The following is a 21,161-nucleotide window of genomic DNA, read 5'->3' on the forward strand; positions in this document are numbered from 1 at the left end:
TGAGCGGTTCAAGTATGATCTCGTCTCCCGGATGAATCCATCCGCCCTTAAGAACGCGCGCAAAAACACCTGCCTTTGGCATAATACACTCGCCCATGGACTTATAAATTTCACAATGGGTATGACACGCTTTTCCAATCTGAGTCAACTCAAGCAGGGCCTCTCCGATGTGAAAACGACTGCCAACCAGAATATTCTGAAGATCAAGTCCCTCTACAACCAGATTTTCTCCAAAGTCTCCAAAGTCCACTTTAGCTCCCCGGGCTTTAAAAGCTTCAATATCTTCCCATCCGAGAAGGCTTACCTGGCGATGCCATGTCCCTCCATGGGCATCTGTTTCTATTCCCCAGTTTTCGACTAATTTTGCCTTTTCTACCACTTTCTTGCGTGTTCCCCGTTTTTCACTTATACAAATAGCTTTAATCTTCCCCATAATATTTATCCCCCGATCTGAATCATATTTTTATTTTCTGTAATACTTTCTTTTTTCTCAAAACAATGTCCTTCCGGCTTCATCTCAATTCCCTGCCGTATTGCACGCCTTATATCGTCTTTTTTCTCGCCCTTTCTCTCGAAAACAGATTTCAGGTCAATCCCTTCACCATAACAAAGACAAGGTTTCAGTATTCCCTTAGACGTAAGACGAAGCCGATTACACTGATGACAAAACTTTCCGTGGATCGGACTTATAAAACCGATGCTTCCTTTGAAACCCGGTATTTTGTAATAGACCGCCGGACCGTTTCCATGAACCGATTCGTCTGTCTCTATTCCCGGATAGAGTTGTCGTATCATCGTCATCAACCGGCTATTCGATATCGGTTCAAATGTTTTACCATATCCGATAGGCATCAGTTCAATAAAACGCACATCAATATTTCGTTCTTTTGCCATCAGCACAAGCGATTTCCATTCATCCGAAGCTTCATCGCCAAACAGAACGCTGTTAATCTTCACCTTAATCCCAGACTTCAAAGCTCTCATAATAGAATCAAGCACTTCATCCAGACTGTCACTGCCGGTTATCCAGGCATAACGTTCCCTGTCCAACGTATCCAGACTGATATTCACTCCGTCCAGACCGTTTCTTAATAATTCATCCATGTACTGAGACAGCAGAACGCCATTTGTTGTCATCGTCACCTGCTGTATTCCCGGAATCTCCTTCAAACGGCGAATCAATTCCGGACATCCCCGCCGCACAAGAGGTTCTCCTCCCGTAACTTTAAGCTTACGAATCCCCAATGCAGCCGCTTCCGTACAGATTTCAATAATCTGTTCATATGTGAGTATCTCACTCATAGGAACCCATCTGGCTCCCTCCGGCATACAATAACGGCATCTGAGATTACATCGATCCGTTATCGAAACCCGCATATAATCTATATTTCTCCCAAAATTATCTTTCATACCCCTAAGTCCCATTTATAAAAATCCAATAAAAATCTTAAGTTTCCCATCCTAAGACGTTATATTCCTGTTACACCAAATCCTCCGAAAAAATCAAGAATCTCCCTGGATGTATACTTTCCATATATATACATATATTAATGATGTTGGAGTCAATCTATTTTACTCTGACATCATATCAAAAACAGGAGGATTCATTGTATGAAGCAGACGTACCCTTTTGATTTAATGCCTTTACCTTACGATTACGATGCTCTGGAACCCTATATGGATGTCGAAACACTCCACTATCACCACGACAAACATTTAAAAACCTATGTTGATAACCTGAATACACTGTTAAAAGATCAGCCTTTATACCAGAGCTGGACCCTTGAAGAACTGCTGACACGCCTGGATGAGCTCCCGGAAGAACTGCGCCAGCCTGTTATGAATAATGCCGGCGGCGTTTACAACCATCATCTCTTCTTTGAAACCATGCATACCCCGGTCAACGAAAACCCGATGGAACCTTATCTGCAAAAAGCTTTTGGTTCCTATGAAAATTTTGTTAAAAGTATGAGTGATCACGCTTTATCCCAGTTCGGTTCCGGTTATGCATGGCTGGTCATCAATCCTGATCACCAGCTTGAAATACTAAATACTCCAAATCAAAATAATCCCATCTCCAACGGCAACATCCCTCTTCTCTGCGTAGATGTGTGGGAACACGCCTATTACCTGAAATACAAAAATCTTCGAAAAGATTATGTTACAAACTGGTTCCATCTGATTAACTGGCAGGAGGTCTTCCAGAAAGCAAAAAAATATTGTTAAAGAAATTTATGGAAAAGGCATTTGAACCCGAATTCAAATGCCTTCTGTCTTTCTTCTTATTTTGTTAAATCCGAAAGTCCCTGAAGCAGATCAAGATCTTCCTGATTCACCCGCATATTCGCAGTAATCGGTTCTTGTCCCGGATAGGTGACTGTAATCTCGATGATCGTTCCTACAGGCAGCCCTCTGGAAAAAATATCTTTTAAAAAAGCACTAAACTTCGGATGGCCTGATACAAACTTATTCTTTGCATTCATCAGCTTCATAATCGCTGAAGGATTCATTCAATCCACAACCTTTCTTTAGTTTATCCCCAAAGATTCTCCGGATACACGCCATCTGCAATCAACTTCTTAAAGGATAAAACAACACTTTCTTTATCTTCTTTATAAGTTACACCAAACCATTTATCTTTTGTCTCAAGCACCTTAACAGAGGCATCACCAGACTGAATCAACTGATCAACAATGGATGGAAGAAGATATTCTCTTTTAACTTCTCCCTCCGGGATCTCCTGAAGAAATTCCTTAAATCCAACTTCAAGTTCATCTAAAAAGTCCGGTGTAAATCCCCACATATTCATGGAAACGTGCTGTTCCGGTGTAATCTCCATATCTGTTCCATTATCTTCATGTGCAATCTTACCATCTTCTGTCATGCAAAGACCGCCGGTCTCCACGACTTTTGCAAGATAATCATTCTCATCTACAACACATACACCGCGGGTTACACCGCCGTTTTCACTTAATGTGTTCTTCAAAATAAATCCTGCCATGCACATATCATACTTCTTGTCCGATGTTCCTTCTCCGACAAGATAGTCATGCACTTTTTTAAAGGCCTCTTTTCCATAGTAATCATCTGCATTGATCACTGCGAAAGGTTCATTGACAACACCTTTACAGCAAAGAACTGCCTGACCTGTTCCCCATGGTTTCTTGCGTTCGGCAGGTGCCTTAAAGCCTTCAGGAAGATCGTCCAGAGACTGAAATACGTATTCCACATCAATGACTTTCTCAATTCTCTTCCCGATAATCTCGCGAAAATCTTCTTCGATATCTTTACGAATGATACATACGACTTTATTAAATCCTGCCTCTTTTGCATCATAAATGGAATAATCCATAATAATCTCACCGTTTGGCCCCATCGGTTCCAACTGCTTAATTCCTCCGCCAAAACGGCTGCCGATACCGGCTGCCATAATGACAAGTGTTGTATTCTTCATCATAAACTCCTCCTATAAAAGGGAAAAACCTTTCGATGCGATACACATCTCAACTTCCATCACATCTTCTGTATGAATTACCATGATCGGTTTTCCCGAATCCCGATTAAAAGATAAATAAATATAATCCACGTCAATATTACTTTCATCCAGTGCCTGAAGCAGTTTATGAAGATTCCCTACCTCATCTTCCACTTCTACACCAAGAACATCTGTCATCCGACACAGATACCCGGCCTTCTCCAATGCCTCTACTGCTTTCTTCGGATCAGATACCACCATACGAATAATACCGTACTCTGCGCTGTCATTAGTTACAGAACCAAGGATATTGATATTCTCATCAAGCAAAATGCCTGTAATCTTCTGCATCGTCCCTTTTTTATTTTCTGCATATACTGAAACCTGTTTAAGCATCGTCATCCTCCTGCGCCTAATTGTTCTTTCTATTCTAGCCCTTTTTAATTCTAATGTCAACTTTTATAATGCAAAAGAAGGATGTATATCCTCTTTTAAGTCTATACATCCTCTTATTTTATTCTGCCTCAGCGTCCAAAAGTGCCTGAGCCTGTTTTTGCTTATAATGATGTGCTTCTTCAAGCATCATATCTTTTACTTTCATCAGACGAATCTGGGTAGAACGTTCATTCTCATCAAGCTTCATGGTAATATATTTAATATTTGCCTGAGCCTGAGGTATGATCACATGCTCAAGTGCATTTACGCGCCGACGGGTCTTTTCAATTTCCGCAGCCATAAGCTGACAGGCTTTTTCCGTTTCAGCCAGTTTAAGCATATCCGGAAGAATATCCGCCAAAGATTTGACCGCATCATCCAGGTCACAGGAAGTATAAGCAAAACCATAGGAATAGATATCATTTTCATCCGATGTACGCGTCTTATAATTCAGTACCGGAATATCGACACTCATAACATTCTTCTTCTCAACATCAAGATACACATTCTGTTTCGGTGCCATCAATGCTGTATGAAGTATCTCTTCCGACATGCTGGCTTTCGCAATAACAAAATTTTGATTAGCTGACTGTATCCCCGCCTCAACCTTCAGGCGAAGGTCCATATTGACACGAACCAGTTCAAGGAACTGGCGCATCAGTTCATCCCGCTTATCTTTCAGAAGCTTGTGACCTTTTGTCGCTGTGAGCAGTTTTTTCTTCTGACGGCTCAACTCCATTCGGGTTGGATTTACCTGTGAAGATGCCACCTTTCATCACCTCTTCCTGACACGGTCCTAAAATTTTCCGTAATACTTATCCAGATAAACATCATCAATACGTTTCAGTTCACTTCTAGGAAGGATAGATAACAATTTCCATCCGATATTTAACGTCTCTTCGATATCACGATCTGTGGAAAATCCCTGAGATACATATTCCTTTTCAAATTCTTCTGCAAATTTCGCATAGATGAGGTCGATATCCGACAGGGCTGCCTCTCCAAGAATCGTCATCAATTCTTTCGCATCTTTTCCGCGTGCATATGCGGCAAACAACTGATTCATCGTATTCGAATGATCTGCACGGGTTTTTCCTTCGCCAATACCTTTATCCTTTAAACGAGACAAGGACGGAAGAACATCGATTGGCGGATTCACACCTTTTCTGAACAATTCACGGCTCAGGATGATCTGTCCCTCTGTAATATATCCGGTCAAGTCCGGGATCGGATGGGTCTTATCATCTTCAGGCATCGTCAGAATCGGAATCATGGTAATTGAACCTTCTTTGCCTCTTTGACGTCCTGCACGTTCATACATGCTGGCTAAGTCCGTATACATATACCCCGGATAACCGCGGCGTCCCGGAACTTCCTTTCTGGCTGCTGAAATTTCACGAAGTGCATCCGCATAGTTTGTAATATCGGTGAGAATAACAAGCACATGCATATCTTTTTCAAATGCCAGATATTCTGCTGCTGTCAGGGCCATACGCGGTGTAGCAATACGTTCAACGGCAGGGTCATTGGCAAGATTAACAAACAAAACTGTACGGTCGATCGCACCGGTTTCCTTGAAACTATCCACAAAATAATTGGATTCTTCAAAAGTTATCCCCATTGCCGCAAATACAACGGCAAATTTTTCATCTTTTCCGCGAACCTTTGCCTGTCTTGCAAGCTGAGCCGCAAGCTGGGCATGAGGAAGACCGGAAGCTGAGAAAATCGGAAGCTTCTGACCACGTACCAGCGTATTCAGGCCGTCAATTGCAGACACACCCGTCTGAATAAATTCATTTGGATATGCTCTGGCTACCGGATTCATCGGAAGACCATTAATATCCATTCTCTGATCCGGTAAAATCTCCGGACCATCATCCATCGGACGTCCCATACCGTCAAATACACGTCCGAGCATGTCTTCCGATACTGCAAGCTCCATACTTCTTCCAAGAAAACGAACTTTACTGTTCGAAAGATTGATACCCGTAGAGCTTTCAAAAAGCTGTACAAGCGCATCTGTTCCATTTACTTCCAATACCTTGCAACGGCGAACCTCACCGCTGGCCAGTTCAATTTCTCCCAATTCATCGTAAGTGACACCTTCTACTCCCTGAACAAGCATCAAAGGTCCGGCTACTTCCTGTATCGTACGATATTCTTTTGGCATTTAGAAGTCCTCCCTTCCGCTTACTTCTTCGATCTGAGTATTTAAAGTTTCCATAATATGTTCGTACTCTTCATCCAGTTTGGCTTCTACGACATATTTATAACGACCAATCTGTTCTCTGACAGGCATTTTAATCAAGCCCTGAACATCCGCTCCGCCTTTCAGTGCTTCCATCGACTGTTCATAGTAAGCAAGAACAAGCTTCATCATCAAAAGCTGCTTTTTAAGTGACGTATAAGTATCCACATCATGGAAAGAGTTCTGATGAAGGAAGTCTTCACGAATAGATCTGGCTGCTTCCATCTTTAAACGGTCCGGTGCTGAAAGTGCATCCATACCAACCATCTGTACGATTTCATTCAGTTCAGCCTCTTCCTGAAGGAGACGCATCATCTTCTGACGATCTATCATCCATTCTTCCGATACATTCTTATCAAACCATCCGGAAATATTATCCAGATAAAGAGAATAACTTGTCAGCCAGTTAATTGCCGGGAAATGACGTTTATAGGCCAGAGCTGAATCCAGTCCCCAGAACACTTTTACAATACGAAGTGTTGCCTGAGATACCGGTTCGGAAATATCTCCACCCGGAGGTGATACAGCGCCGATAACTGAGAGAGCACCTTCTCTGCCATCCTTACCAAGATTAATTACATGACCTGCACGTTCATAAAACTGAGCCAGACGCGATCCCAAATAGGCCGGATAACCTTCTTCACCCGGCATCTCTTCGAGACGTCCGGACATTTCTCGAAGTGCTTCCGCCCAACGAGATGTTGAATCTGCCATCAACGCAACCGAATATCCCATATCACGGAAATATTCTGCAATCGTGATACCGGTATAAATAGAAGCTTCACGGGCTGCTACCGGCATATCGGACGTATTGGCAATCAGCACAGTTCTCTCCATCAGAGATTTTCCTGTTTTTGGATCCTTTAATTCAGGGAACTCATTCAAAACGTCCGTCATCTCATTGCCTCGTTCACCACAGCCAATGTAAACAACAATATCCGCTTCTGCCCATTTTGCAAGCTGATGCTGAATGACTGTCTTACCGCTTCCAAACGGTCCCGGAACTGCAGCTACCCCGCCTTTGGCGATTGGGAAAAATGTATCAACGACACGCTGTCCGGTGATCAACGGCATTGACGGCGGGAGTTTCTTTTTATACGGACGGCCCTTTCTTACCGGCCATCTCTGCATCAATGTGATATCCCTGTCACCTTTGTCCGTTGTGACAACTGCCACAACCTCATCTACAGAAAAACTTCCTTCACGGATTTCTTTTAATACACCCTTGATTCCATAAGGGATCATGATCCGGTGTTCTACAACAGCCGTTTCCTGAACTGTACCAATGATATCGCCCGCCTCAACTTCGTCTCCCGCTTTGGCTGTCGGTACAAATTCCCATTTCAAATGCCGTTTTAATGAAGTAACTTCCACACCGCGTTTTAAATTACTTCCACATATTTCCATAATATCGTCAAGAGGACGCTGAATACCATCATACATACTGGCGATCAATCCCGGTCCCAATTCTACAGACAACGGCATCTCTGTTGATTCTACCGGTTCTCCCGGTCCAAGACCGGATGTCTCCTCATATACCTGAATTGAAGCTTCGTCCCCATGCATCTCAATAATCTCACCGATCAGTCGCTGACGGCTTACGCGTACGACGTCAAACATATTAGCATCCCGCATACCTTCAGCGATGACCAGTGGTCCTGCAACTTTCTTTATTACACCTTTACTCATTGAACAGATTCACCCACTTTCTAATCATTACCACCGAAAATAATATCTGAGCCAACGGCCTGTTCAACCGATTTCTTCACGCCCGCAACACCTGCGCCGGTATTATCAGATACACCGGGTATCTGAATGATGACCGGGATGACCTGCTCCTGATATTTCTTTATTTCATGTGCCAGTCCGGCAGCTAAAGCTTCTGTAATATAGATCACCGCATATCCTTCGGAAGCCAGTGACCTCAAAATATTCTCGCCTTCTTTGGCATCAGATACCGGAAATGTATCCAGACCCAGTGCCGCAAAACCATATATGCTGTCATATGCACCCATTACTGCAATCTTATACATACATCTCCCTTATCCTTTCCCGAATAGCTTCTGTCGACAGCCCATTCTGTCTGCATGTCAGAATGATTCTTACTGTCTTAATTTCATTTTCCCTCGCGATGACATAAGCCACCAGCGGTCCCACAGAAAATGGATTCATCTTCTGCGGTTTAATTATTTCTATAATACGGTTATCGCACCATCGCTCAAAGGCCGAAAGAGACTCCTTCAGTGCCTCTGCAGCTTCACTGTATCCGTTTCCGCTCAAATACTCTATAAATGTATCTTCACCGCTAAGTGCAGCCTGTGCCAGACGATCCACATTAATTCTTTCACACGGTGTCATGGCTCGCTTCATGAATTCCAATGACTTTGCCGTTCTGGCTGCCCGGATTCCAATCTTTATATTCGTAATAGCCACCGTTTCCTCTGCATAATCTTTAATAACAGAATCCTCTGCCAGACGTCCGGCTTCTCTTATAGCCTCCATGCATGCACGGTCAATAATAATATCACATAACTGTCCGTCGCCGGAATGAAGCAATGTCTCCACAGCTTCCTCCGCTGCCTTCTGCATATTCACCGGCAAGGCTCTGTAGTCTCGTTCCTTAATGATACGCATCATCTCGTCGCCGGAAACAGGTGTCTCTTTATAGAATATGTTTCCATTCTCTCTGCCTGTACACACAGCTTTGACTGCCGCTTTCAGATTGTGAAACCAGTTCGGATAATATAATACATTGAAAACAGACAGATCAACGTGCATCTCTCGCACAGTCTCCCAGATCTTTTGTTCCTCTCTTGCCAGAATCCTGTCTGCATCCGGTGCCGCATCACCGCCCCATCCTTTCTCCTGCAAAAATCTCAGACAACTGTCATAATCTCTGCAGGCGAGCAGCTGCTCAATCACTGATGCTGAAAACAGAGAAACTTCCAAAGCACGAATTCGCGCAACCGCATAGGTATATTGTGTTTTAGACATTATAACCCTCCTTCATGGCGAATCTGCTCTCACATAAATAAAATCCGATTCACCTGATCCTGAAGCTGATCCTTCTTTGCATCCAGCAATGCTCTGAATGTACAGTTTTCTTCAATACCACCATAAACAAGAATAAATCCATCTTCAATCTGTCTGGCTTCTTTCATAAGTTTCAGAGTGCCGCCGCTTTCTTTTGCCGCCTTCTCAATCTTTTCTGAAAAATTTTGAGGCATCCTTGAAAGATCCTTTTTTGAAAAATAAATTTCTCCGGATTCAGGTAATGCATATGTTTTTACCAGTTTTTCTATTGTCTGAAAATAACTGTTACTGTCCTGTGATTTAAGCTCACGATAGGCTTCATCTATAACCTCTTTGATAATCTCCTGTTTGGCCTGAAGTAATGCTCTTTTTCTCTGCTGATCTGCTGAAGATTTCACCCGGCTTTCATGCGTTTTTTTCAGGTTCTCTTCTTTCTCAGAAGCCTCTGCTTCCATCTTAAGACATTCCTGTCTGGCATTCTCCAGAATCTCTTCCGCCTCTTTACGGGCATTTTCCACTTTGCTGGCAGCAGAGAGTTTCGCCTCTTCAATAATCTGATCTGTAATCTTCTCTATTCCTGCCATCCCTGCGCTCCTTTCCTCTCTCTCAAATCATCCCTCGATCCGTTAGATTGAGAAAATTGCAATAATGGAAATAAGTAACGCAAGAATTGCATATGTTTCTACCATAGCCGGAAACAACATTGCTTTTGCAAACTGATCCGGTTTCTTTGCTACGATGCCGATAGCTGCAGCAGATGTTTTTCCCTGATGGATACCGGACACAAGACCAACGATCGCAATCGGAAGACATGCAGCCAGTGTCAAAAGCCCTGTAACCACATCCGGCTGTGTACCGCCCAATATGCCTATTCTTGATAAAGTTACAAATGCTACAAGTAATCCATAAATACCCTGTGTACCTGGTAAAAGCTGCATAATAAGAACCTTTGCAAATTTTCCCGGATCCTCTGTTACAACTCCCGCTGCTGCCTGACCTGCTATACCAACACCGTATGCAGAACCGCAGCCGGATAAACTTACCGCAAGTGCTACTCCAAGCAATGCCCATACTGTTCCATTTGTTAATAATTCACTCATGCTCTTGTTTCCTCCTTAATATCTACATATTTTGTATTCGAACGGAACGGATGAAATGCCTTTCCGCCGCCTTCGTAAAACTTACCGAAAAACTCCACATACTGGAGACGGCAAGTGTGCACATAAGCTCCGAGCAGATTAATTGCCAGATTAAAAGTGTGCCCAATTAAAAAAACAATAATAAAAATAACAGCTCCGACAATACCGCCGCCCAGCATACTTCCCATCTGGTTAAATACAGAAGCAATAACTCCGGTGGCAAGGCCGAGTGCCAATAATCTGGAATAGGATAATGCATCACTGAGCCATCCTGTAATGTTATACAGATCATATGCTCCCAACGCAATTCTTAATCCCCATTTATTCTTTTTAGCTCTTCCCGACATAAGAACAATTCCGACAGCTCCGATGACCGCCATAGCTTTACTCAGTGTATTCACAACTTCCGGAAAAACAACTTCGATCTGAAACATGGAAGCAAAAATACTGCTTGGTATAAGCATAAGCACAAGTCCTGTCAGCAGCAGAAACCAAAATCCCACATCACACAAAGCGTCTGCATATCTGTGATCACGAATACACATATATGCCTTGATTGCAAGACCTGTATACATATGGATCAATCCGAATATAACCGACCACAAAAGCATACGCATCGGCTCATTCAGCGGAACAAACCAAAGGGCCGGTATCGACACTTCATGTCCAAAGAAGGTCCTTGAAATAACATTGACCGCATCGCCAAAATATCCGCCGAACATAATGCCCCAGAACAATGTTGAAAGACCACAGAAGAAAAATAACCGAATCGATTTTCTCATATTCTCTTCCATACGCGGATACTTTTTCAAAAGAAAACCACACGCCAGAGCCACTATAAGTCCATATGCCGCATCAGACAACATGAGTCCGAATAAAAAGACATAAAAAACTGTCATAATGCATGTCGGATCGATCTCACCCTTTGCAGGCAATCCGAAGGATGCCAGAACGCCCTCACCTGCCTGAGCAAAATGATTATTTTTTAATAATACCGGGGCCTCTTCTTCCTCTTGAATATCTTCCAGTTCAACAACGGCTTCATATTTTTGGGAAAGCTCATCCTTAATCTTCTGTCCGTCCACTGCCGGAATATAACCGCTCAGCACAAAAGTATTCTTCGTCTGAGGCAGTTTTCCGAGAACTTCATACTTATCTGCCCGCATCCGAAAATAATCTGAAAGCCATTTGAAATTCTGACGTTCAGGAGCCAACTGCTCAATCTCTTTTTGCAGACGTTCAATCTCGCTCTTGGAAATCTCGATCTCCTGGCGAAAATCTTCCGAACATTCTCCCGGCATCTTATCCGACATCTGAGCCGGCCTTGCAAAACCTGCCGTTCGAAGCGCCTCTTCTACCTTCTGCGCATCTTTCTTCAGACAAATGACCGCCAGATATGTGAAATCTTTGTCCTGAAAAACAATTTCTGCATCAACAGCCTCTGTATCCGAATCATCCTTTGCAAAAATCCCATAAACCGATTCAAGGCTCCTCACTCCCGGAAGTGTTCCGATAAAAACAGATGTTTTCCGTGTTCCGCTATAATTCAGAGGTACACTAAGTCCCTGCCACGGAATCATCGATTCTATCTGATTCTGAAGTCTCTGAATATTCGCCCGCTGAGCCATAATCTGCTTATCCAGTTCGATCACCGTTTCTGCCTTCTGAAGATAACTTTCTTTGCAAGAAACCACTTTTTCGAAAGAATCCTTATCAACTAAAGGTTTGCCTGCCAGAGAATCCAGCATTCCCTTTTTTTCAGGCACATACTGCTGCAGTACTTCCAATGCCCTGTCAGCTGTCCGAACATTCTTTTCAAAGGTCATACGCAAAGATGTGACATCTTCACACACATAACCGCTGTCATCCTCAAGACGGATATCCACTTCTACAGCGCCTGTCTCCTGCAGACGTTCCAAGATCGCTTTCCTGTTCTTTTTGAGCGCACAGAGATTGATCCTCTGCATCTGCAATACTGACATACTCTCATCCCTCCTTCAATATTTTTTGAACTGCTTCTAAATCAACAGCGATATAACGGCCTTTACCGCCTCTTTTTTCTTAGGTTCAACCTGTTGTTTAAGCGTCAAAACCTCTTCTGATGCAGCTTTCTCAGCTGCCTTTAACTGCTCTTCTCCTTCTTTCTCCAACTTTGACATCATGTCCTGACTTCTTAACTTTAAATTCTGAGCCCTATCTTCTTTCATCTTGTCGGCCTGCCTTCGCGCCTCATCCAGAATCGCTGCACTTTGAACTTCCGCATCTTTTTCAATAGATGAAGCCATAATTTCTGACTCTTTTACTTTTTCCAAAATGTTTTCCAGCACCATATCACCGCCTTTATTTAATTCAAAAACATTTGCTGTTATCAGCTATGTTTTCGATTATATCACAGGTAATTTTCAAGTTCAACAAGAATTTTCAAAAAATTTGCGTTTTAAAAAAAGAACCGCCCCAGTATTCTGATGTTTTTTCAGAATTGCGAGACAGTTCTCGTTATTTAAATATCAAATTCAATCTTCTTTCCCGATGGTTCATATTGTCGATAGATTACACCGGCGGAATTTAGCATGCGTTTCGATGCAATTACGGCAGGTGTATCCGGATATTTATCTTCACCATAAATAATCTCTTTTATACCACTTTGAATAATCGCTTTCGCACATTCGTTACACGGAAACAAGGACACGTAAATTTTTGCTCCCTCCAGATTACCACCCCGATAATTAAGGATAGCATTCAACTCACTGTGGGTCACATAAACATATTTTGTATCCAGCGGATCTCCCTCCCTATCCCATGGATACTCATCATCCGAACAGCCTATCGGCAGTCCGTTATACCCCATTGACAATATCTTATTATCTGTACTCACAATACATGATCCTACCTGGCTGTTCGGATCTTTTGACCGAAGCCCTGCCAGACGGGCAACCGCCATAAAGTATTCATCCCAGGTAATATAGTCTTCTCTCTTTCCACCCATTCTATACTTCTCCTTCTGTTTTTTATTACACAAATATCTGCTGATATCCGGCCGCTTTTAAAAGCCGGTTCATGATTGCATCTCCTCGAACGCCTTCGCCGAAACTTTCCGAATAAATATAATCCGCCTCCGCTTTATCCATTCTTCTGAGGATATCAAAAAGATTATGCGATATCGTATCTTCATCGCTCCGAGTACCGATGCTCATAACAATGCAGTCCGAATCGCATCTGTACAGATCTTTTGTCTCATCTGTCGCTATTATTCCGACTTTAAATCCTTCTTTTCGCTTCTCATCAGATAACAGGCATATTTTTTCTACCACCTTATCCGCATCTCCCGAAACAAGAAGAAGGCTGCCCTTCGGTGCATAATGTTTATATTTCATACCCGGTGCCTTTGGACGAAAATCTTTATCTTTGTTAACTTCAAGAATGGCCGGATCCACCTCCACACTTCCGATAACCTCTGACAACATCTCTCTGGTAATATATCCCGGTCTCAGCAGCATCGGTGTTTCTCCGCTCAGATCTATGATCGTAGACTCAATACCAATACCAACCGGTCCGTCATCCAGTATCATCTCAATCTTTCCGTTTAGATCATCAAAGACATGTTCGGCCCGCGTCGGACTTGGTCTTCCCGAAGTATTAGCACTCGGTGCTGCCAGAGGAATACGCGTCTCATGAATCAGTTTTCGTGCCGCCGGATGGGATGGCATCCGTATGGCTACTGTATCCAAACCTCCTGTTGTACCATAAGGCACTTTTTCACTTTTCGGTAAAATCATTGTCAGCGGTCCCGGCCAGAAACGTTCTGCCAGTCTCAGTGCTGTGTCCGGAAGTTGGGACACAAGTTCACCGATCATATCCATATCCGCTATATGCACAATAAGCGGATTATCTGAAGGTCTTCCCTTAGCCTCATAAATTCTGGCCGCAGCCCCTTCATCTAAAGCATTCGCCGCAAGACCATAAACCGTCTCCGTCGGTATAGCTACCAATCCACCTTCTTTCAAAATTTTTTCTGCTTCAGAGAGCCACACAGACGCCTCTGTATCTCCTATTTTATATACAATGGTTTTCATAAGTTCCATCTCCATTTTTTCTTTTATTATAATCTTTGTATTTCCTTTTTTCCAGACTTTTCACAGATTCTTTCACTCTGCCTGAGCTATTTTTCCTGCCCCATTAAGATACTGCATTGTTCCAAGATAAATATTCCATGCCAGATCTCTCTGATAGGCTTGTGTTCCCAGTTTTTGTTCTTCCGCTACATTTGTCAGAAACCCGCATTCAACAATAACAATCGGTACCGGTGAATTTTTCAGCATATAGTAATTCATATTCGATTTCGGGACCCGCGTATTCTCCGGATCCAGGCCGGTGATAAGCTGATTCTGCAGACAGGCGGCCAGACGTGCACCTTCTTCAGACTCCTTATAGTAAAAAACCTGTGCTCCGCTGTACTTTGAATCTGTAAAAATATTCTGGTGTATGCACAACACAAAATCCGGATGCGCCTCTTTGATAATTTCAATTCTTTTTGCCAGATCTTCCTTCTTTTTATTTTTTGCCGTTTCACTATAAAGTCCTTTATCTATATCACGGGTCATAACCACTTCAAATCCCTGTGCCTCGAAATTTTTTCTCAAAAACAGAGCCACAGAAAGATTCACATCTTTTTCCAAAACACCGGATACTCCAATTCCCCCCGGGTCGTTGCCTCCATGTCCCGGATCAATGACAATTTTTACGCGTTCTGTATCATCTGACACCTGAGAAAGCGCAGCTGACACCCGGGAATATGTACGGCTGTAAAACATAACGGACAGACTTAAAAAAGCCATAAGCACACCTGCTGCAATTATTCGTTTCATAATCCTATCCTAAAACGCTGATTATTGCTATACTATATGCCCTGCCCGTGTTAATCATGCCATATATTCGGTCCTGCCTTCCTTAATTTAGAAAGAGCCCGACTGACTCTTTTTCGCACGGCAATTTCACTGCAATGTAAATAATCTGCCATCTCCGTATAAGAAAGTTCGTAGAAAAACCTTAAAATTATAGCCTTACTTTCATCTTCCTTCAAATGTTCCTTTAAAGTCTCTTTCAGTTCTTCTTCTCTGACATTTCCACTTTCCAGATAACTGCCAACCTTATTCAACACTTCCAGTTCATACGCATCCGCCACGCCACATTTATTATTCTCCTCTAAAGCCTGAAGCATCTGAAGTTTTGCTGTTCTCATGATCCATCCCTGAGGATTTTCATGTTTGGATAACTGCGTGATTTTTTGACATGCCACTGTCCACGTAGCAACCATTACATCCTCAATTAACATAACATCCCTTGTCATTTTATACAACATTCCGGCAACCGGTTGTTCCATTTCCTCAATCAGCCCCTCAATGAACTCCTGCTGATGACGTCTCATTTTATTTGAATCGTTCTCATTCGCTGCCATTTATTCAATTCTCTCTATCATCTGTTCATTTTTCATTCATATAGTATAGCACGACTTTTTGACACCGGGCAAATTTCATTACTTTCCCTTCTTTTTGTTCCCAAAAAAATATTCTAAAAGTTTCTTTTTTCGCTCTTCATAGGATTTTGAAAATTCAAATTCTTTTTTCCCAAGATTTTTTTTATTCTTTTCCATAGCCACTTCTCTTTTCCCAAATATATTATCATTTTACACTAATAGTATAATTAATTTCTACCTATAGTTTTATTTTCATGGTTACACTTATTGTGTAAATTATTTAAACATATTTTTTCTTAAAAAGGAGTCATTCATGTCCGCCTTTGCAAACCGTCTACGAGAACTTCGATTAAAATTTTACTGGAATCAAAGTCAGTTAGCTAAACGTGCCCATGTTTCCACCAGTCTAATCAGTTCATATGAAAAATCCGAACGTTTTCCATCCGTCGATATGCTTATCAAACTGTCCGATATTTTCTGCTGCAGTACAGATTATCTGCTTGGCCTGGAACATGACCGCACATTAAATATTGATGGTCTGTCCGACCGGCAGCTGAAATTAGTGACTGAACTTATATCAGAATTGAAAAAAGAATAGATTTCCTCCCTTCCAAAAAAGCATGAAAGTGTTATAATAAACTTGTAACATGATAAATAGGATGGGAGGATTTTTAATGAGTAAAATCGAACAGATTCGCAGTGAAATGGTTGCCGCCATGAAGGCAAAAGATAAAGAACGCAAAGATGCGCTCTCCATGCTTCTCGGTTCCTTGAAAAACAAAGCCATCGACAAGCGCAGCGACCTGACCGAAGCAGAAGAAAATGAGATTGTTTTGAAAGAAATCAAACAATTAAAAGAAACTCTTGACTCTGCCCCGGCGGATCGCACCGATATCATCGAACAGTGTCAATTCCGCATTCACGTATATGAAGAATTTGCACCAAAGTTCATGACAAATGAAGAAATCAAAGCAACGCTTCAGCAAGTTCTTGATCGACTTGGACTTACTGCCCCAACAGCTAAAGACAAAGGAAAAATCATGAAAGAACTTATGCCCCTTGTCAAAGGCAAATCCGACGGAAAAGTTGTTAATCAACTTGTTTCGGAACTTTTTCAATAACACGATCGACATAAAGGAGTACAAAATGCATAATAAGGATGATATTGTTAAAATATACGATGACATGTTCAATCTGATCGGAACCGAAAAGTGGTCTGTTGTACATGAAAAAGGACTGCTTCATCAGGTCATCCATCTGTGGATGTACGGTGATGAGTCCGATGGCAGATGGCTTTATTTTATACAACGCTCGAAAAATATAGATATTTTCCCCGGACTTTATGATCTTCCTGTAAGCGGACATATTGATCCGGAAGAAACTTTTTCCCACGCTGTAGTCACATTAACGATGGAACGTCTTGGTTTAAAACTGCTTCCGGAATTTCTCAAACATGCCGGAAACATTCGTCAGGTTATTGATCATGATAACTATCATGATAACGCTTTCTGCCAGGTCTATGTTAAAAAAATCAAGCTGCCGATACCGGATTTTGATATTCATGGTATAGAGATGCTCTTCAAAGTAAAATATGATGAATTCTGTAAATGGGTTTCATGTCCGGAAGGTCACATTTCGCTTTACACGCCTCAGGGAGACTATATTAAAAACTCTGTTGCTGACGAATGGTGGTGGCCTCGCAAAGATGAATTCCTGACAATCGTCAAACCATATATTGATTCTCAGGCTCCGGATCCGCAATAGTTTTTATCATCAAAATTAAAAAGAAGAGAGGTTATCCTGTAATCTTCGGATAATCCTCTCTTCTTTTCATTTTAATCTTTGCACAGTCGATATCCCAGCCCCCGTACAGTCTCAATATACGTTTCCTCAGGATCCGCCTTTTTTAATTTGCTTCTCAGATTACTGATATGCATCTTGACTGCATTATCATCGCCTGTATAAGGCTGCCGCCAAACGGCCTCATACAACACTGACTTTGTATAAATGCACTCCCGATGACGCATTAAAAGACTGAGTATCATATGCTCTTTTATCGTCAGATCCAATCTCATTTCATAAATTTCTGCTTCCTTCGCAAGACCAATGTTCATCCTAAGGTTTTTATATTGGCACAATCGCATATTATGCGTTCTCAGGTATGCAGCCCTCAGATATTCCTTTAAAGTTTCCTCCAGCATCCCTTCTTCTTTCGGAACCTCAAAGAATACACAGAAACTATCTCTCAAAAGTGCCTCCGGATAGGATGAATCCTCTCCCTTCCAGATGCACAGGAGCGGGGCATCTGAAAACCAGCGTACCTGTTGAAGAATATCCGCATCCGCATCATACCATTCTGAAAGATTCCAGATAATGATATCAAAAGGATGCATCTTCACAAAATCCGGCATATCCGTTTTCTTCACCGAAAAAATCCTGTGTCCCAAAGCCTCAAGACGGGCCTCCAGCTGCATATGTGCTGATATCGACTGTTCTGCTAACAAAATAGTCGACATAATACCATCAATCCCTTTGCATAGACTTGCTAGAATTATAACATACAAAAAATCAAAAAGAAAGCTTTTACCCTTTGAAAAAAGCAGGTACACGCGGTACCTGCTTTTTTTAATCTCTCTTAATTCCGGCCGTAAGCTTACTGCCGTCACAATGAATCTGTATAACATCTCCCGGAAGTACCTCGTCTCCCAAGATCAGCCGACCCGCAAGCGTCTCTACATGTTTCTGCAGGAAACGCTTCAGAGGACGCGCACCATAAACCGGATCATAGCCATTCTCAATAATATAATCTCTGGCAGACGGATCAAGTTCAATGCTGATCTCCCTGTTAACAAGACGCTTATTCAGATTCTTCATCAAAATATCGATAATACTGTGAATATCTTCCTTGCTCAACGGCTTAAACATAATAATTTCATCCAGACGATTTAAAAATTCCGGACGGAAGTGGGCACGCAGTTCATTCATAACCTGCTTTTCTGCCGCCTCCTCAATATCACCCTGAGCATTGATACCATTCAGAAGATACTCCGAGCCAATATTCGATGTCATGATCAGAATCGTATTTTTAAAGTCTACCGTCCGACCCTGGGAATCTGTAATTCGTCCATCATCCAGAACCTGAAGAAGTACATTAAATACATCCGGATGGGCCTTTTCAATCTCATCAAAAAGTACAACTGAATATGGTTTTCTCCGAACAGCTTCCGTCAGCTGACCGCCTTCTTCATAACCCACATATCCCGGAGGTGCTCCGATGAGTCGGGACACTGAGAACTTCTCCATATATTCGCTCATATCGATTCGAACAATATTCGTTTCATCATCAAACAGGCTTTCCGCAAGTGCCTTGGCAAGCTCCGTCTTACCGACACCTGTTGGTCCGAGGAACATAAAGGAACCAATCGGTTTTGTCTCATCCTTAATGCCGGCTCTGGAACGAATAATCGCTTCTGTCACTTTATTAATACCTTCATCCTGTCCGATAACTCTCTTGTGAAGCTCTTTATCCAGGTTTAATGTCTTCTGTCGTTCACTCTCTGTAAGTTTCGCCACCGGAATTCCTGTCCATCGTGATACGATACGACCGATCTCATCTTCCGTTACCTGCTCACGCACGAGAGAATCCTCCGAACCATGGATCTTCTGCTCCTGTTCCTCCAGCTGACGCTTAAGTTCAGGAAGTTTTCCATACTGAAGTTCGGCGGCCCGATTCAGATCATATTCTCTCTGGGCCTTTTCAATCTCTTTATTGACACTTTCAATCTGCTCCCTCAAAATACGAACCTGATCGACATCCTTCTTATCTGATTCCCACTTTGCCTTGGCAATCTGAAAATCTTCACGAAGCTGAGCAATTTCTTTCTGAATTGCTTCAAGACGCTCCCTGCTCAGATGATCATCTTCTCGCTTCAAAGCTGCCTCTTCAATCTCAAGCTGCATAATCTTTCTTGAAACCTCATCAAGCTCTGCAGGCATGGAATCCAGTTCTGTCTTAATCAGAGCACAGGCCTCATCCACAAGGTCGATTGCTTTATCCGGAAGAAAACGATCAGAAATGTAACGATTCGAAAGAACCGCTGCCGCTACGAGTGATCCATCTGTAATCTTAACACCATGAAAGACTTCGTACCGCTCCTTCAATCCTCTGAGAATCGATATGGTGTCTTCAACTGTCGGTTCATCCACCATAACCGGCTGGAAACGTCTCTCCAAAGCTTTATCCTTCTCGATATACTGTCGATATTCATCCAGAGTTGTTGCACCGATACAATGCAGTTCACCACGGGCCAGCATCGGTTTAAGCATATTGCCCGCATCCATGGCACCATCTGTCTTACCTGCACCAACAATGAGATGGAGCTCATCAACAAAAAGAATAATCTTGCCTTCGCTCTTGCGTACTTCTTCCAGAACTGCCTTCAGACGTTCTTCAAATTCACCTCTGTACTTGGCACCTGCAACAAGTGCTCCCATGTCCAGAGAAAAAATCTGCTTATCTTTCAGGCCATCCGGAACATCACCGCGCACAATACGCTGTGCAAGTCCTTCAATAACCGCTGTTTTACCGACACCCGGTTCACCGATCAGCACCGGATTATTCTTCGTCTTACGGGAAAGAATACGAATAATATTACGAATCTCACTGTCCCTGCCGATTACCGGATCCAGCTTCTGCTTTCTGGCTTTCTCCACCAGATTCTCACCATACTTACTCAAGCTGTCATACGTATCCTCCGGATTATCACTTGTTACACGCTGATTCCCGCGAACTTCCATCAAGGCTTTCAGGAATCTGTCTCTTGTAACCTCAAAATTTTTGAATAATGCCCGGAGTTCCTTATTCGCGGTTTCAAGTAAAGCCAGGAACAAATGCTCAACGGAAACATATTCGTCCCCCATCTGCTTTGACTCTTTCTCCGCCTGTGTAAATGTCCGGCTCAGGTCCTGACTCATATACTGCTGGCCGCCCTGTACCTTGACCTTGCCTGCCAGAATCTTCTCCGTCTGATATACAAATCCGGCAGAATTTATATTCATCTTATCCATCAATTTAACGATAAGACTATCCTCTTTGTTCAAAAGGGCATAAAGCAAATGAATCTGATCAATCTCCTGATTGCCGTACTCGATCGCCAGGCTCTGACAGGACTGTACAGCTTCCAGAGATTTCTGTGTGTATTTATTAAAATCCATAAAACATACCTCCTTTTCAGGTACTTGTTTATTGTTATGTTTGTTATACTTGTAATATAACAGCAGTCATATATTTTGTCAACATTTTTTTAAAAAATTTGCATTTTCTTTTATAGCGCGGTATAATTTTGATAAAACTATGAT

24 protein-coding genes are annotated in these 21,161 nt (G+C 42.4%); 4 read left to right on the plus strand and 20 right to left on the minus strand.

Translation table 11 applies throughout. The features are described from left to right. Together QZZ35_RS03450 and moaA are read right to left on the minus strand one after the other, a co-directional pair. Window positions 1–433, minus strand: a 433-nt coding sequence (locus QZZ35_RS03450) for an MOSC domain-containing protein (protein WP_291236174.1), incomplete at its 3' end; no start/stop codon positions are given. Between the two features lie 5 nt (window positions 434–438). Further along, window positions 439–1,410 carry a GTP 3',8-cyclase MoaA gene (moaA, locus tag QZZ35_RS03455; RefSeq protein ID WP_291236175.1) on the minus strand — a complete coding sequence of 324 codons (972 nt, stop codon included), beginning with the start codon at window positions 1,408–1,410 and terminating at the stop codon, window positions 439–441. Window positions 1,411–1,611: 201 nt separating this feature from the next. On the opposite strand from moaA, the gene QZZ35_RS03460 reads away from it, so the two are divergent. After that, the gene (locus tag QZZ35_RS03460; protein WP_291236176.1) at window positions 1,612–2,226 is read left to right on the plus strand and encodes a superoxide dismutase; all 615 of its coding nucleotides are present in this window, start codon (window positions 1,612–1,614) and stop codon (window positions 2,224–2,226) included. A 56-nt stretch (window positions 2,227–2,282) separates the two neighbouring features. On the opposite strand, the gene QZZ35_RS03465 is transcribed toward QZZ35_RS03460, so the two are convergent. The 16 genes from QZZ35_RS03465 to QZZ35_RS03540 all read right to left on the minus strand — a co-directional run bounded on the left by QZZ35_RS03465 (window position 2,283) and on the right by QZZ35_RS03540 (window position 15,785). Further along, entirely contained in the window at window positions 2,283–2,510 is a 228-nt protein-coding gene (locus tag QZZ35_RS03465) for a hypothetical protein (RefSeq protein WP_291233846.1), read from the minus strand. A gap of 23 nt (window positions 2,511–2,533) precedes the next feature. After that, entirely contained in the window at window positions 2,534–3,454 is a 921-nt protein-coding gene (locus tag QZZ35_RS03470) for a nucleotidyltransferase family protein (protein ID WP_291236191.1), read from the minus strand. Window positions 3,455–3,466: 12 nt separating this feature from the next. After that, on the minus strand, window positions 3,467–3,871 hold the full coding sequence (locus tag QZZ35_RS03475) for an ACT domain-containing protein (protein ID WP_291236177.1): 405 nt from the start codon (window positions 3,869–3,871) through the stop codon (window positions 3,467–3,469). 118 nt (window positions 3,872–3,989) lie between these two features. Beyond that, a complete protein-coding gene (locus QZZ35_RS03480; RefSeq protein WP_291236178.1) occupies window positions 3,990–4,679 on the minus strand; it encodes a V-type ATP synthase subunit D in 690 nt (229 codons plus the stop codon). Window positions 4,680–4,706: 27 nt separating this feature from the next. Continuing rightward, on the minus strand, window positions 4,707–6,080 hold the full coding sequence (locus QZZ35_RS03485; RefSeq protein WP_291236179.1) for a V-type ATP synthase subunit B: 1,374 nt from the start codon (window positions 6,078–6,080) through the stop codon (window positions 4,707–4,709). Further along, window positions 6,081–7,847, minus strand: a complete 1,767-nt coding sequence (locus tag QZZ35_RS03490) for a V-type ATP synthase subunit A (protein ID WP_291236180.1) — start codon at window positions 7,845–7,847, stop codon at window positions 6,081–6,083. Between the two features lie 20 nt (window positions 7,848–7,867). After that, complete coding sequence (locus QZZ35_RS03495) at window positions 7,868–8,191, minus strand: V-type ATP synthase subunit F (RefSeq protein WP_291233851.1); 324 nt, start codon at window positions 8,189–8,191, stop codon at window positions 7,868–7,870. Continuing rightward, window positions 8,184–9,152, minus strand: a complete 969-nt coding sequence (locus tag QZZ35_RS03500; RefSeq protein WP_291236181.1) for a V-type ATPase subunit — start codon at window positions 9,150–9,152, stop codon at window positions 8,184–8,186. The genes QZZ35_RS03495 and QZZ35_RS03500 overlap by 8 nt, the downstream gene beginning before the upstream one ends. A 29-nt stretch (window positions 9,153–9,181) precedes the next feature. Continuing rightward, window positions 9,182–9,775: a V-type ATP synthase subunit E gene (locus QZZ35_RS03505; RefSeq protein WP_291233853.1), complete on the minus strand. Its 594-nt coding sequence runs from the start codon at window positions 9,773–9,775 to the stop codon at window positions 9,182–9,184. Window positions 9,776–9,817: 42 nt separating this feature from the next. After that, a complete protein-coding gene (locus tag QZZ35_RS03510; protein WP_291233854.1) occupies window positions 9,818–10,291 on the minus strand; it encodes a V-type ATP synthase subunit K in 474 nt (157 codons plus the stop codon). Further along, window positions 10,288–12,312, minus strand: coding sequence for a V-type ATP synthase subunit I (locus QZZ35_RS03515; RefSeq protein WP_291236182.1), 2,025 nt, complete (start codon window positions 12,310–12,312; stop codon window positions 10,288–10,290). Before QZZ35_RS03515 ends, QZZ35_RS03510 begins: the two co-directional genes overlap by 4 nt. Before the next feature lie 36 nt (window positions 12,313–12,348). After that, window positions 12,349–12,660, minus strand: coding sequence for a hypothetical protein (locus tag QZZ35_RS03520; RefSeq protein WP_291236183.1), 312 nt, complete (start codon window positions 12,658–12,660; stop codon window positions 12,349–12,351). Window positions 12,661–12,830: 170 nt separating this feature from the next. Continuing rightward, a complete protein-coding gene (locus tag QZZ35_RS03525) occupies window positions 12,831–13,316 on the minus strand; it encodes a deoxycytidylate deaminase (protein ID WP_291233857.1) in 486 nt (161 codons plus the stop codon). 25 nt (window positions 13,317–13,341) lie between these two features. After that, on the minus strand, window positions 13,342–14,403 hold the full coding sequence (locus QZZ35_RS03530) for an L-threonylcarbamoyladenylate synthase (protein WP_291236184.1): 1,062 nt from the start codon (window positions 14,401–14,403) through the stop codon (window positions 13,342–13,344). 72 nt (window positions 14,404–14,475) lie between these two features. Next, complete coding sequence (locus QZZ35_RS03535; RefSeq protein WP_291236185.1) at window positions 14,476–15,195, minus strand: N-acetylmuramoyl-L-alanine amidase; 720 nt, start codon at window positions 15,193–15,195, stop codon at window positions 14,476–14,478. A 50-nt stretch (window positions 15,196–15,245) separates the two neighbouring features. Continuing rightward, window positions 15,246–15,785, minus strand: coding sequence for an RNA polymerase sigma factor (locus QZZ35_RS03540; RefSeq protein ID WP_291236186.1), 540 nt, complete (start codon window positions 15,783–15,785; stop codon window positions 15,246–15,248). A 331-nt stretch (window positions 15,786–16,116) separates the two neighbouring features. Between QZZ35_RS03540 and QZZ35_RS03545 the strand changes: the two genes are divergently transcribed. The 3 genes from QZZ35_RS03545 to QZZ35_RS03555 all read left to right on the plus strand — a co-directional run bounded on the left by QZZ35_RS03545 (window position 16,117) and on the right by QZZ35_RS03555 (window position 17,567). Next, window positions 16,117–16,401 (plus strand): helix-turn-helix domain-containing protein, encoded by a 285-nt coding sequence (locus tag QZZ35_RS03545; protein WP_291233861.1) that lies wholly within the window; start codon window positions 16,117–16,119, stop codon window positions 16,399–16,401. Between the two features lie 76 nt (window positions 16,402–16,477). Then, on the plus strand, window positions 16,478–16,924 hold the full coding sequence (locus QZZ35_RS03550; protein WP_291236187.1) for a GatB/YqeY domain-containing protein: 447 nt from the start codon (window positions 16,478–16,480) through the stop codon (window positions 16,922–16,924). A gap of 25 nt (window positions 16,925–16,949) precedes the next feature. Beyond that, window positions 16,950–17,567 (plus strand): NUDIX hydrolase, encoded by a 618-nt coding sequence (locus QZZ35_RS03555; RefSeq protein ID WP_291236188.1) that lies wholly within the window; start codon window positions 16,950–16,952, stop codon window positions 17,565–17,567. Between the two features lie 71 nt (window positions 17,568–17,638). Here the strand turns inward: QZZ35_RS03555 and QZZ35_RS03560 are convergent, their stop codons facing one another. Then, on the minus strand, window positions 17,639–18,319 hold the full coding sequence (locus QZZ35_RS03560) for a winged helix family transcriptional regulator (protein WP_291236189.1): 681 nt from the start codon (window positions 18,317–18,319) through the stop codon (window positions 17,639–17,641). A 109-nt stretch (window positions 18,320–18,428) separates the two neighbouring features. Beyond that, on the minus strand, window positions 18,429–21,017 hold the full coding sequence (gene clpB / locus QZZ35_RS03565) for an ATP-dependent chaperone ClpB (protein WP_291236190.1): 2,589 nt from the start codon (window positions 21,015–21,017) through the stop codon (window positions 18,429–18,431). Between the last annotated feature and the right edge of the window lie 144 nt (window positions 21,018–21,161).

It is taken from the genome of Frisingicoccus sp., from assembly GCA_016298055.1.
GTDB lineage: Bacteria > Bacillota > Clostridia > Lachnospirales > Lachnospiraceae > Frisingicoccus.